Annotated in this window: 14 protein-coding genes; 5 read left to right on the top strand and 9 right to left on the bottom strand. The window is 62.5% G+C overall.

The window, feature by feature from the left end; genetic code table 11:
* The first annotated feature begins 23 nt into the window (after positions 1–23).
* Positions 24–698: a ribose-5-phosphate isomerase RpiA gene (gene rpiA / locus J3A71_RS01245; protein WP_012274697.1), complete on the top strand. Its 675-nt coding sequence runs from the start codon at positions 24–26 to the stop codon at positions 696–698.
* 115 nt (positions 699–813) lie between these two features.
* Here rpiA and J3A71_RS01240 read toward each other — a convergent pair whose 3' ends face one another.
* The 4 genes from J3A71_RS01240 to J3A71_RS01225 all read right to left on the bottom strand — a co-directional run bounded on the left by J3A71_RS01240 (position 814) and on the right by J3A71_RS01225 (position 4,995).
* Complete coding sequence (locus J3A71_RS01240) at positions 814–1,716, bottom strand: SdiA-regulated domain-containing protein (protein ID WP_060516809.1); 903 nt, start codon at positions 1,714–1,716, stop codon at positions 814–816.
* A gap of 89 nt (positions 1,717–1,805) precedes the next feature.
* Positions 1,806–2,726 carry an SdiA-regulated domain-containing protein gene (locus J3A71_RS01235; protein WP_016489691.1) on the bottom strand — a complete coding sequence of 307 codons (921 nt, stop codon included), beginning with the start codon at positions 2,724–2,726 and terminating at the stop codon, positions 1,806–1,808.
* A 180-nt stretch (positions 2,727–2,906) separates the two neighbouring features.
* On the bottom strand, positions 2,907–3,572 hold the full coding sequence (locus J3A71_RS01230) for a fumarylacetoacetate hydrolase family protein (protein WP_023047248.1): 666 nt from the start codon (positions 3,570–3,572) through the stop codon (positions 2,907–2,909).
* A 25-nt stretch (positions 3,573–3,597) separates the two neighbouring features.
* Positions 3,598–4,995, bottom strand: coding sequence for an FAD-binding oxidoreductase (locus J3A71_RS01225; RefSeq protein ID WP_060516811.1), 1,398 nt, complete (start codon positions 4,993–4,995; stop codon positions 3,598–3,600).
* A gap of 171 nt (positions 4,996–5,166) precedes the next feature.
* On the opposite strand from J3A71_RS01225, the gene serA reads away from it, so the two are divergent.
* Positions 5,167–6,396, top strand: coding sequence for a phosphoglycerate dehydrogenase (gene serA / locus J3A71_RS01220; protein WP_016489694.1), 1,230 nt, complete (start codon positions 5,167–5,169; stop codon positions 6,394–6,396).
* Positions 6,397–6,445: 49 nt separating this feature from the next.
* Here serA and J3A71_RS01215 read toward each other — a convergent pair whose 3' ends face one another.
* Positions 6,446–6,922 (bottom strand): DUF4399 domain-containing protein, encoded by a 477-nt coding sequence (locus tag J3A71_RS01215; RefSeq protein ID WP_016489695.1) that lies wholly within the window; start codon positions 6,920–6,922, stop codon positions 6,446–6,448.
* Between the two features lie 223 nt (positions 6,923–7,145).
* Between J3A71_RS01215 and J3A71_RS01210 the strand changes: the two genes are divergently transcribed.
* Complete coding sequence (locus tag J3A71_RS01210) at positions 7,146–7,634, top strand: transporter substrate-binding domain-containing protein (RefSeq protein ID WP_016489696.1); 489 nt, start codon at positions 7,146–7,148, stop codon at positions 7,632–7,634.
* 50 nt (positions 7,635–7,684) lie between these two features.
* Here J3A71_RS01210 and J3A71_RS01205 read toward each other — a convergent pair whose 3' ends face one another.
* On the bottom strand, positions 7,685–8,176 hold the full coding sequence (locus tag J3A71_RS01205; protein ID WP_023047250.1) for a DUF523 domain-containing protein: 492 nt from the start codon (positions 8,174–8,176) through the stop codon (positions 7,685–7,687).
* Complete coding sequence (locus J3A71_RS01200; RefSeq protein WP_024718090.1) at positions 8,163–8,795, bottom strand: 2OG-Fe(II) oxygenase; 633 nt, start codon at positions 8,793–8,795, stop codon at positions 8,163–8,165. The genes J3A71_RS01205 and J3A71_RS01200 overlap by 14 nt, the downstream gene beginning before the upstream one ends.
* Before the next feature lie 113 nt (positions 8,796–8,908).
* Between J3A71_RS01200 and J3A71_RS01195 the strand changes: the two genes are divergently transcribed.
* Complete coding sequence (locus J3A71_RS01195; RefSeq protein WP_016489699.1) at positions 8,909–9,661, top strand: DUF2059 domain-containing protein; 753 nt, start codon at positions 8,909–8,911, stop codon at positions 9,659–9,661.
* Here the strand turns inward: J3A71_RS01195 and J3A71_RS01190 are convergent, their stop codons facing one another.
* Positions 9,662–10,588: an alpha/beta hydrolase gene (locus J3A71_RS01190; protein ID WP_096426887.1), complete on the bottom strand. Its 927-nt coding sequence runs from the start codon at positions 10,586–10,588 to the stop codon at positions 9,662–9,664.
* A gap of 229 nt (positions 10,589–10,817) precedes the next feature.
* On the opposite strand from J3A71_RS01190, the gene J3A71_RS01185 reads away from it, so the two are divergent.
* Positions 10,818–11,387, top strand: coding sequence for a DUF6436 domain-containing protein (locus tag J3A71_RS01185; RefSeq protein ID WP_016489701.1), 570 nt, complete (start codon positions 10,818–10,820; stop codon positions 11,385–11,387).
* Here J3A71_RS01185 and J3A71_RS01180 read toward each other — a convergent pair.
* A complete protein-coding gene (locus J3A71_RS01180; RefSeq protein ID WP_023049185.1) occupies positions 11,366–11,932 on the bottom strand; it encodes a sugar O-acetyltransferase in 567 nt (188 codons plus the stop codon). The two genes, J3A71_RS01185 and J3A71_RS01180, sit on opposite strands and share 22 nt — an antisense overlap.
* Positions 11,933–11,961 lie beyond the last annotated feature (29 nt).

Raw genomic sequence — 11,961 nt, 5'->3', positions numbered from 1 at the left:
GCCCTGCCCCTTTCGGAGCCCGCATGACCCAGGACCAACTCAAACAGGCCGTCGCCCAGGCCGCTGTCGACTTCATTCTGCCCAAGCTGGATGAAAAGAGCGTCGTCGGCGTCGGTACCGGTTCGACTGCCAACTTCTTCATCGACGCCCTGGCTCAGCACAAGACCGCCTTCGACGGCGCAGTCGCCAGCTCCGAAGCCACTGCCCAGCGTCTGAAGGGCCATGGCATCCCGGTCTACGAGCTGAACAGTGTCAGCGAGCTGGAATTCTACGTGGACGGCGCCGACGAGAGCGACGCGCACCTGAACCTGATCAAGGGTGGCGGCGCGGCCCTGACCCGCGAGAAGATCGTCGCCGCTGTGGCCAAGACCTTCATCTGCATCGCCGATGGCAGCAAGCTGGTGCCGGTACTGGGCGCATTCCCGCTGCCGGTCGAAGTGATCCCGATGGCGCGTAGCCATGTGGCCCGTCAATTGGTCAAGCTGGGCGGCGACCCGGTGTACCGCGAAGGCGTGGTCACCGACAACGGCAACGTGATCCTCGATGTGCACAACCTGCAGATCACCAACCCGGTGGAGCTGGAAGCGCAAATCAACGCCATCGTTGGCGTGGTGACCAATGGCCTGTTCGCGGCGCGGCCGGCAGACTTGCTGCTGCTGGGTACCTCTGAAGGCGTCAAGAGCCTGAAGGCCGAGTAATCTTCGGCGAGGGCTCTGCCCTCGATTCGCAGCCAAGGCTGCACCTACAGGGGTACACGATTTCCTGTAGGAGCAGCCTTGTGCTGCGAATGGGCTGCAAAGCAGCCCCACCTGCTCACTCCGCCGGCTGCTTGAACACATAGAACAGGTTAGGCTCACTGACCAGATAGATGGTCCCCGCCTCGTCCATTGCAATCCCCTCCGCCTGCGGCACCGTCGCCTGCAACCCCTGAAAGCCCTTGCGCAACGACAAGGTACTCAAGGGCACGCCTTCCAGATCCAGCTCCAGCACCAGCCGTGACTCATCCGAAAGCGCCAGCAAATGCCCACTGCGCTCATCGAACTGCAAGCTCGACAAGTCCCGCACAAACAGCCGTGAATCACGCTTGCGGTCTTGCACCACATGCACGGCGTAAGGCTTTTCCGGGTTGTCATGGGGAAAGCCATGAACCTCATAGATCAGCATCGGGTCGCGTTCCTTTGCCACGAACAGCCGCTTGCCCGCCGAATCGTAAGCCAGCCCCTCAAACCCTTTGTTGCCATTCAGGCCGATGCCCAGGCTGAGCTGTTCGGCATCACCGGCGTCGAGGAACATCGTGTCGTCTTCCAGCCGTACACGAATCAACCGTTGTTGACGCTCGTCGGTGATGACATAGCTGTTGGGCCCGACATACTCCACCGCCTCTGGGTCGCCGAACCCCGTCAGCGGTATGCGACGCAGGATACGGCCGTCCAGCGACAGCTCGATCAGCTCCGAGCGGGCGTTGGTGACGGTGAACAGGGTTTTTCGGTCCGGGTCGTAGGTCAGCGCCGAAATATCATCATCCAGCCCCTCGACCGGCTGCGCCTCCACCACCACACGGTAGCGGTCAAGGCCGATGCTCTGCTCGGCGGGCTGCCACCACGTCTTGAGGTTGAACCAGCCCCGCTCGAACAGGCGAAATTCCTGCCCGGCCCAGCCGAGCAGGAGCAGACCGATAACGACCAGGACAAGAAACAGGCGAACAAGATGACGCATGGGGCAGACTCGACATGGGGGTGGCGAATCTAACCATGTACAACTGAAACAAAGCTTAATGCCAGCATCAGAAACATCGGATGTTGGGGTCAGTTCTTTCTGAAGCGATAGAACAAAGCCGGCTCGCTGACCATATACAGGTTTCCCTTGTCATCCATGGCCACCCCTTCAGCCCTTGGAATGGTGTCTTCAAGGCCGTTGAAGCCTCCCAGCAAGGTCATGAAGCTGACCTGCTGGCCCTGCTCGTCCAGCTCCAACAGCATGTTGGAATCGGCCGAGAGCACCAGCAGGTGACCAGTGCGCGGGTCGACCGCCAGTGCAGACAGGTTACGCAGGTCGAGTTCCTCGCTGGGTAACGGCTGCTTCTCGCCCTTGAGCGGGCTGCGGCCATCGGTGTTCCAGGTGTACAGCTTGGGCGGGCGCTCCTCGCCGATGATCAGGCGCTGACGCAGCGGGTCCCAGGCGACCGCCTCGAAGCCCTTGTTGCTCTTCACCGACGGTCCCAGGTCGTGGCTCTGAAAGTCGTCGTGGTTCAGCGCGGTGGTCTGCGCGTCCACCTTGACCACGGTCAGGTCATGCAGGCGCTCGTCGGTGATGGCCAGATTGCCGTCTTCCAGCACCGCAACGCCTTCCGGGTTGTTCCAGCCGTTGAGGGGGATCTTGCGCAGTACATCGCCCTCCAGGCTCAGCTCGACCAGGATCGGGTTCTTGCCCATGACCGCGAACAGGGTGCGGGTATGCGGGTTGAAGGCCACGTCCGAGGCTTCGTCATCGTCCATGCCTGGTAACGGTTTGGCATCGATGTCGACCTGATAGTCTGGCAACCACACGCTTTCGCTGCGCTCGCCGGTGCTTTCGAAGCGCTCTTTCACCCACAGCGCGCCGCGGTCATCCCAGTGCATCGCCACTGCGACGCCATAGCCGATCACCGCCGCCACGGCAAGGCCGAAAGGCCAGCGCCGGTAGAAGCGACGCTTGGGAGTTACCGGGGCGCTGGAGGGTGATGGCATGCGGGCTTCCTGGGGAATGGGCGTAGGTCAGCGCATTATCCGGATAGGGTGTGAAAAAAGGGTAAACAGGGCCGGCCTCTTCGCGGGTAAACCCGCTCCCACAGGTTCAGCACAGTATTCAAGGCCTGTGCAATACCTGTGGGGGCGGTTTACCCGCGAAGAGGGCGACGCGGCTTCGAGTTAAAGCACCCGGCTTTCGAAGCGGCTCACGCCCGGCAGCTCCAGCACCAGCTCGTCACCAACATTGAACGGTCCCACACCCGCCGGTGTACCGGTGAGGATCACATCCCCGGCCTGCAGCGAGAAATGCGCCGCCATGTACTGGATCATCGGCACGATCGGGTTCAGCATCATCGCGCTGTTGCCATCCTGTCGCACTTCGCCGTTGACGGTCAGGCGCACCGGGATGTCGGTGACGTCTTCGAAGCTGGCAGCAGAGACGAACGGCGGCAGTACGCAGGCGCCGTCAAAACACTTGGCCAGCTCCCACGGCAGGCCCTTCTCTTTCAGCTTGGCCTGCACGTCGCGCAGCGTCAGGTCCAGCGCCGGGGCATAACCGGAAATGGCGTCCAGCACCTCTTCCTCGCTCGGGTGGGTCGACAGCGGCTTGCCCAGCAACACGGCAATTTCGGCCTCATAGTGCACCGAACCCCGGTCGGCCGGGATCTTGAAGCCGCCCTCGGTCGGCACCACGCAACTGCCCGGCTTGATGAACAGCAGCGGCTCGGTGGGGATCGGGTTGTCCAGTTCCTTGGCATGCTCGGCATAGTTACGGCCGATGCACACCACCTTGCCCAGCGGGAAGTGAATGCGCGTGCCGTCTACGTACTGGTGCTGGTAACTCATGGCCGACTCCTCTGGGTACTGCTTTTTATTCAGGTGCGAAGATCTTACCCGGATTCATGATGCCGTTAGGGTCGAAGACGGCCTTTATTGCCTTCATGCAGGCGATTTCTTCCGGCGAGCGGCTGTAGCCCAGGTAGTCGCGCTTGGTCATGCCCACGCCGTGCTCGGCGGAGATCGAGCCGTTGTAGCGCTTGACGATATCGAACACCCATTTGTTGACCTTGGTGCATGAGGCAAAGAAGTCGTCCTTGCTCATGTGTTCGGGCTTGAGGATGTTCAGGTGCAGGTTGCCATCGCCGATGTGGCCGTACCACACGACTTCGTAATCCGGGTAGTGCTCCGCGACGATGGCGTCGATATCACGCAGGAACGCGGGCACTTTCGACACGGTGACGGAAATGTCGTTCTTGTAGGGTGTCCAGTGCGAGATGGTTTCCGACAGGTACTCGCGCAGCTTCCACAAGTTTTTAAGCTGGGTGTCGCTCTGGCTCATCACCCCGTCCAGCACCCAGCCCTGCTCGACGCAATGCTCGAAGGTGGCCAACGCTTCGTTGGCGACTTCTTCAGTGCTGGCTTCGAACTCCAGAAGTGCATAGAACGGGCAGTCGGTCGCGAACGGGGCGGGTACATCGCCGCGCGCGAGGATCTTGGCCAGGCCCTTGTCGGAGAAGAACTCGAAGGCTGTGAGGTCCAGCTTCCCCTGGAAGGCGTGCAGCACCGGCATGATCGAGTCGAAGTCCGGTGTGCCAAGCACCATGGCAGTGAGGTTGCGCGGGGTACGGTCCAGGCGCAGGGTGGCCTCGACCACGAAGCCCAGCGTGCCTTCGGCGCCAATGAACAGCTGGCGCAGGTCATAGCCGGTGGCGTTCTTGATCAGGTCTTTGTTCAGCTCCAGCAACTCGCCCTTGCCGGTAACCACTTTCAGCCCGGCCACCCAGTTGCGGGTCATGCCGTAGCGAATCACCTTGATGCCGCCAGCGTTGGTGCCGATGTTGCCGCCAATCTGGCTGGAGCCGCTGGAAGCGAAGTCCACCGGGTAATACAGGCCCTGCTCTTCGGCGTAGGTTTGCAGCTGCCGGGTGATTACCCCCGGCTGGCAGACCACGGTGCGGTCGAAGGCATTGAAGCCGAGAATCTGGTTCATGTAGTCGAAGGAAACGACAACCTCGCCATTGGCCGCCACGGCCCCGGCAGAAAGCCCGGTGCGCCCGCCCGATGGCACCAGGGCCACCTTGCGCGCATTGGCCCAGCGCACAATGGCCTGCACCTGTTCTACTGTCTTGGGGAAGACGATGGCGCTGGGCGCCGGGGGGTAATGCTTGGTCCAATCCTTGCCATACGCTTCGAGGGAAGCCGCGTCGGTCAGGACCTTGCCAGGGTCGACAAGGGTCATCAGTTCATCAATTACAGCGGGGTGGGTCATCGCTGGAACTCTCGACTTATTCATAGTCACCCTGAGCACTCTTCACCTGTCGGGATAAGCTCAGATTGTGTCGCGTATGCTAGCATAGCCCTCCCGCTGTTCATGCTAAGGCTGCCCTCGCGCCTGGCATCACCCCTCGCCATTTTTTCTCCGGGATACAGGTTTACGCAGATGAGCAAGACTTCTCTCGACAAGAGCAAGATCCGGTTCCTTCTTCTTGAAGGTGTGCACCAGAACGCGGTCGATACCCTCAAGGCCGCCGGCTACACCAACATCGAATACCTCACTGGTTCGTTGCCGGAAGCCGAGCTGAAGGAAAAGATCGCCGATGCCCACTTTATCGGCATCCGTTCGCGCACCCAGCTCACCGAAGAGATCTTCGACTGCGCCAAGAAACTGGTCGCTGTTGGCTGCTTCTGCATCGGCACCAACCAGGTCGACCTGGAAGCTGCCCGCGAGCGCGGTATCGCCGTGTTCAACGCACCGTACTCCAACACCCGTTCGGTGGCCGAGCTGGTACTGGCCGAGGCCATCCTGCTGCTGCGCGGCATCCCTGAGAAGAACGCTTCCTGCCACCGTGGCGGCTGGATCAAGAGCGCGGCCAACTCGTTCGAAATCCGCGGCAAAAAACTGGGCATCGTCGGCTACGGCTCGATCGGGACCCAGCTGTCGGTACTGGCCGAGAACCTGGGCATGCAGGTGTACTTCTACGACCCACTGACCAAGCTGCCACTGGGCAACGCCGTGCAGGTCACCAGCCTGAACGAGCTGCTGGGCCTGGCCGACATCGTCTCGCTGCACGTGCCTGAGCTGCCATCCACCCAGTGGATGATCGGCGAGAAGGAAATCCGCGCGATGAAGAAGGGCGCGATCCTGATCAACGCCGCCCGTGGCACCGTGGTCGAGCTGGACCACCTGGCCGCCGCCATCAAGGACAAGCACCTGATCGGCGCCGCCATCGACGTGTTCCCGGTCGAGCCACGCTCCAACGACGAAGAGTTCGAAAGCCCGCTGCGCGGCCTGGACAACGTGATCCTGACCCCGCACATCGGCGGCTCCACTGCCGAAGCCCAGGCCAACATCGGCCTCGAAGTGGCCGAGAAGCTGGTCAAGTACAGCGACAACGGTACCTCGGTGTCCTCGGTCAACTTCCCGGAAGTGGCCCTGCCTGCCCACCCTGGCAAGCACCGCCTGCTGCACATCCACGAAAACATCCCGGGCGTGCTCAGCGAGATCAACAAGGTCTTCGCCGAGAACGGCATCAACATCTCCGGTCAGTTCCTGCAGACCAACGAGAAAGTCGGTTACGTGGTGATCGACGTCGACGCCGAGTACTCGGACCTGGCGCAAGAGAAACTGCAACAGGTCAAGGGCACCATCCGTTCCCGCGTCCTGTTCTAAGTTTGCTTGCAGCATGAAAAAAAGGGAGGCCATTGTGGCCTCCCTTTTTTTATTTCACTTCAACAGTGATCTTCTTCGATTCGACGCTTGGCTTGAACGGCACGTGGTACTGGTCACCCAGGATCAGTTGCAGGGTGTGCTTACCCGGCGTCAGGGTGATGCTGGTTTCGGTCTGCGCCTTGCCGAAGTGCAGCACCTGCGGGCCCGCCGGCAGTGCGGTGCCGGCCTCTGGCATCAGGCTGGTCGGCAGCGGCATATCGGCGACGGGTTCTTTATCCACGTCCACCAGCAGGTGGTGGTGGCCGCTGTGAGGGGTCTGGTCACCCGCTGGCTTGAGCGCCATACCCTCGATGCCGAACTTGACGGTGAAGGTCTTGTCGACCGTGGCACCATCGGCGGGGGAAACGATGAAGACCTTGGCATCCTTGGGCGGCTCCTGGCTCTTCAGGGCGTCCGCAGCACCGGCGAAAACCGACACTCCCATCAGCAGACCGGCAACGGCAGCGCGCGAAAATAGGCTGTTCATTCACTTCTCCTGTGATTCACTTATTGACCGCCGCCATTCATCTGCCGACGACGGTAGTTCACCTTAGTTGAAATAATCGGCAAGGTGTTCACATTGCCTGACAGAAATATTTCAGTCAGGGTTAAACAATGCCGAGGCTTCAAGGTCATAGGCTGCGCTCGATCACGGCGAGGAAGAAAGCCGTGGCGAAGGTTTTTCATCAGTTAAAAGAAAAGGGGCAATCATGCGTTCGACCATAGGGGTACTGCTGGCAGTACTGATCAGTCCATTGGCCCAGGCGGAGCTGATCGACGAAATCGCCGACCGGGGCGAACTGCGTATTGCCGTACAGGCCGACAACTCGCCGTACGCCTTCAAACAAGATGACCACCTGACCGGTTTCGACATCGAATTTGGCCAGGACCTGGCCAGGGAACTGGACTTGCGCGCCGAGTTTGTCGAAGCCCCGGCCGAAGAAGTAATGAGCGGTGTCGAGAGTGGCAAATATGACATCGCACTTACCCCATCGAGTAATGCGCCCAAAGGCGACGGCCCGCTGGATGTGAGCCTGCCATTTGGCGACAAGAAACTGGTGATCCCGTTTCAGAAGGACAACCCGGCGTTCGAAAGTGCCGTGAACAATGCGCTGCAGCGCTTGAAAGACAGTGGCCGCACGGCCGAGCTTGAGCAGAAGTGGTTCAAGGGTGTGCAGGAGACTGCAGCCGGGCAATAAGATTTGTATTGCCTGTACCGGCTTTGTGCTGCGAAGAGGTCGGTACAGGTTTACCCCAAAGCCCGCTGCGCCTGTTCCAGCTCCAGCTCGCTGAACACCTGCACCCCAGCCCGCCGCAACAGCGCCGTGGTCACCCCTTCCCCCGCCACTTTCACACCACTGAACGTGCCGTCATAGGTCAACCGGTTACCACACGAAGGGCTACCCGCCTTCAGCACCGCCACGCCAATGCCATGCCGGCGCACCAGTGCCAGCGCCAGTTGCGCCCCGGCCACAAACTCGGCAGTTACATCTTCGCCCGTCACCGTCAGCACCTGCGTGCTGCCGTCGAGTACTGCACCGCCCTGTCCGCCCGGGATCTCCGCTGGCGGGCGCGGGGTGGGCAAGCCACCGGCTACCTCCGGGCACAACGGTACAACGCGCCCTTCGGCCTGCCACTGCTGCAACAGGTCCGGATGCCCGCTGGCCCGGCCGTCATAGCGTACCGGCTGGCCGAGCAGACAGGCGCTGACCAGCACTTTGGGCAGGTCAGAACAGGTCATTGCCACGGCGCCTGAACCAACCGGTCAACGACAACCGCTCACGCCCGGCCGGCAGCACTTCGTGAGGCACTTCACCCGACAGGAACACCACCAGGCAGCCCGCCACAGGCTCCACGTCATGCTCTACGTCGCCGGCCAGGAACATGCGCAACTGGCCACCGTCCTGCGGCTGCCAGCCTTCATTCAGGTACAACACAGCCGACACCATGCGCCGGTCATCGTCGCGAAAGCGGTCCAGGTGCCGGCGATAGAAGGCGCCCGGAGGGTACAGGGCAAAATGGCACTCAAAGTCTTCCAGGCCCAGGAACAGGCCCTGATTGATTGCCAGACGCAACTGGTCCATGGCCGTCAGGTACTGGTCGCACGATTCTGCCTGCCCGGGGTCGATCCACTGGATCTGGTCACCGCGAATGGCTTCGCGCACCTCCTGGGTAGCACCGCGCCCCACCCCCGCCGGGTTGAGCTCGCCCTCGGCATCACGGCGACGGCACTCGGCTGCCAGCGCGCGCACCAGTTCGGCAGGCAGAAAGAGTGCCTGCTGGGACCAGCCATGGGTGGCCAGATCGTCGACGACGGCCGCAAGCATCGGGTGTTCAGGGGATATGTGCATGGCGCGCATCATATCCATTCGCCCTGTCGGCGCACAGCGCCACTTGGCCGAGAAACACGCTGATATCTCGACAAACCGGCGCCGGGCCAAGGACAATAGCCACCTGCCGACAGGAGTCCTGAATGCGCCGTCTGTTTTCCCTGATTCTGCTGATGATCTGCACCGTGCCTGTCTGGGCAGACAACCTGGATCAACTGTACAAGGCCGCCGGCTGGCCCGACCAGCGCGCCCACTTCAACGATGCCCTGAGCGCCGCCCAGGAACGCTACCGCAACAGTTTGCCACCCGCCGTTTACCAGGCGCTGGTCAACAACAGCAACCAGCGCTTCCAGGCCCAGGCGGTGGACCGCCGCGCCCAGGCAAAGCTGCGCGCCACCTTGGCCAACCCGGCTCCGGCCCTGGCGTTCTTCCAGTCACCGCTAGGGCGCAAGGTGGTAGCAGCCGAACTCAAGGCCACCCGCAAGGACGAGCTGGCCAAGAACGCCAAGGGCCTGCCGAAGATCCAGGCCAGCGACGACCGCCTGCTGGTCATCGGCCACCTGGCCCAGGCCCTGCCAGCGCGTGAAGCCGGCGCCGAAGTGAGCCTGGCCATCGCCGGTGTGGCGGCCGATAGCCTCAGTTCGATGATCCCCGGCCTGTTCGGCGGCGGCCAGGCCCAGGGCCTGCTAGACGGCCAGCGCCAACGGCTGATGGGGCAGATTGGCGAAGACCTCAACAACACGCTGCTGTACGTCTACCGCGACTTGTCCGATGCCGAGCTGGAAGCGTTCGCCACCTTTGCCGAGTCGCCGGACGGCAAGGCCTACTACCAGGCGGCGTTGGCCGCTGTCCGCGCTGGCCTGGCGGTTGGCCAGAGCGCCAACGACCTGCAATGATCAGCCCAGACGCTGGTCGATGAAGTCGAAGTAGCGCTGGCGGATGCCCGGTAGCTCGTTGGCCAAGTGGTGACGGGCTTCGGGCAACATCAGGATCTGCGGCTCGGCAAACTTGGCCTTGAGCACCGCGAGGTTGTAAGGCCAGTCCACCGTACCATCGGCCTCCCCCTGCACGATCAACGGCTGCCGCGTGCTGCGTGGCGCGGCCTCGATGCGTTTGACCCAGGCGATCAGTGCACCCACCCAGGCGGTTGGCAAGCGGCGCGGTTGCAGCGGGTCGGCTTCCAGGAACGGCAGGAAGGCCGGGTCGTTGGTGTTCTCGCTGAAGCGTCGTTCGATGCCGTTGACGAAATGCCGCAGCACCCGATAGCTGAACTTCGACCAACGCCAGGAGCACGGCCGCACCAGCGGTGCCAACAGGATGACCTGGCCATTGATCGGGCTGCGTGCGCCCTGGTGCAGCAGGTGGTCCACGGCAATGGCGCCGCCCGTGCTCTGCCCGCACAGGTGCCAAAGGCGCGGCAGTTGCAGCAGGCGCGCCTGTTCGAACAGGGCGTCCAGCACCTGCTGGTACACTGCGAAATCACTGATGCTGGCCCGCTCACCACTGGACAGGCCGTGGCCGGGCAGGTCGCAGCTGATCACGGCGAAACCCTGCTTGAGTGCCCACTCGATCACATGCCGGTAGAGGCCCATGTGGTCGTAGTAGCCGTGCAGCAAGAACAGCGTCGCGGTGGGCTGGTCGGGCAACCAGGCCTGCCCGACCAGGTCGAAGCCCGCCGCCTGGAAACCGCCCAGCCAGCTGTGTACCGGCAGGTTCAGGCCGTAGAAGCGCTGGTAGCCCTGCGCCTCGGTCGTTAACGGCTGGCGAGCGGCCAACGGCGCCAGGTGGGTGCGCAGGAGGTCGGGGTGAAAAGCAGCGGGCATCGAGCACATCCACATTGATGCAAGTATTGATCTGGAATCTTCAGCTCTGGCCGGCGTCATGGCAAGCTTGCTCACCTTTGAACAACCACTGTCTTGCACAAAGCCTGAAAGCTGGCGCGATCACTGTGGGAGCGGGCTTGTCCCGCGAACACCGGCAACGCCGGTGCCATCCACCGCGTCGCCTGCTTCGCGGGACAAGCCCGCCCCCACAAAGGGTCACCGAGTCGTCATGAACAGCCGAATCATCAAACCGCTGTGCACGGTAATCGCCTTATTGGTCAGCGCCGTCATACTCTGGCAGGCCTACACCACCTTCCAGGCCCGCTACCTGCGCCCGTTCGACAACCAGGCCACGCTGTTCGACGGCAGCCAGCTGCAACTACCGGCCGAGCTGGCCGGCCCCGGCCCGGTTCGTGTGGTGCATTTCTGGGACCCCGCGTGCCCGTGCAATGTCGGCAACCAGCAGCACCTGGGCGACCTGGTCAGCCAGTTCGCAGGCCGCGGCGTTACCTTCCACGTGCTGCAAAAGCCCGGCAGCCACGGCCAACTGCCCGCCAACCTCACCGCCCTGAAGCCCATCGCCAACCTGCCCGGCAGCGAGCACCTGCCCGCCTCCCCGGCCGTGGCCATCTGGGACCGGCAAGGCCGCCTGGCCTACTTCGGCCCCTACAGCGAGGGTGCGGTGTGCAATGCCAGCAACAGTTTCGTCGAGCCAATGCTCAAGGCCCTGCTCGACGGCCGCCAGGTCAGCGCCTCCAATACACTGGCAGTGGGCTGCTACTGCCCCTGGGCGGGCTGACGCACCCGCGCCGGGTTACCCACCACCGTCGCACCCGCCGGCACATCCCGGGTCACCACACTGCCGGCACCCACCACGGCATTGTCGCCAATGGTCACCCCCGGCAGGATGATCGCCGCGCCGCCGATCCACACGTTGTTGCCAATGGTCACCGGCCGCCCGCTCTCCAGCCCGCTGCGCCGCACTTCGGGGTCGAGCGGATGGTCGGCGGCGTAGATCTGCACGTTGGGGCCGATCTGGCAGTCATCGCCGATACGCACCGGCACCACATCGAGGATCACGCAGTTGAAGTTCATGAAGGTATTGCGGCCAATACTGATGTTGTAGCCGTAGTCGCAATAGAACGGCGGGCGGATCACCGTGCCTTCGCCAACGTGGGCAAAGTGCTCCACCAGCAACCCATGACGTGCATCGTTGAGCAATTCGACACTGCTGTTGTAACGGTGCATCCAGTGCTTGTTGGCGATCTGCTCGGCTTGCAGCTCAGGGCAGCCAGCGTGGTAGAGCTGGCCTGTGAGCATTTTCTGTTTTTCGCTGAGGGACATGGAAACTCCTTCCTGGGGGCTATGCTCTG

Origin of the sequence: Pseudomonas sp. PvP089 (assembly GCF_017875165.1) — a bacterium.
Taxonomy (GTDB): Bacteria; Pseudomonadota; Gammaproteobacteria; order Pseudomonadales; family Pseudomonadaceae; genus Aquipseudomonas; species Aquipseudomonas fortuita.
This window is presented reverse-complemented; position numbering and strand designations above follow the sequence as displayed.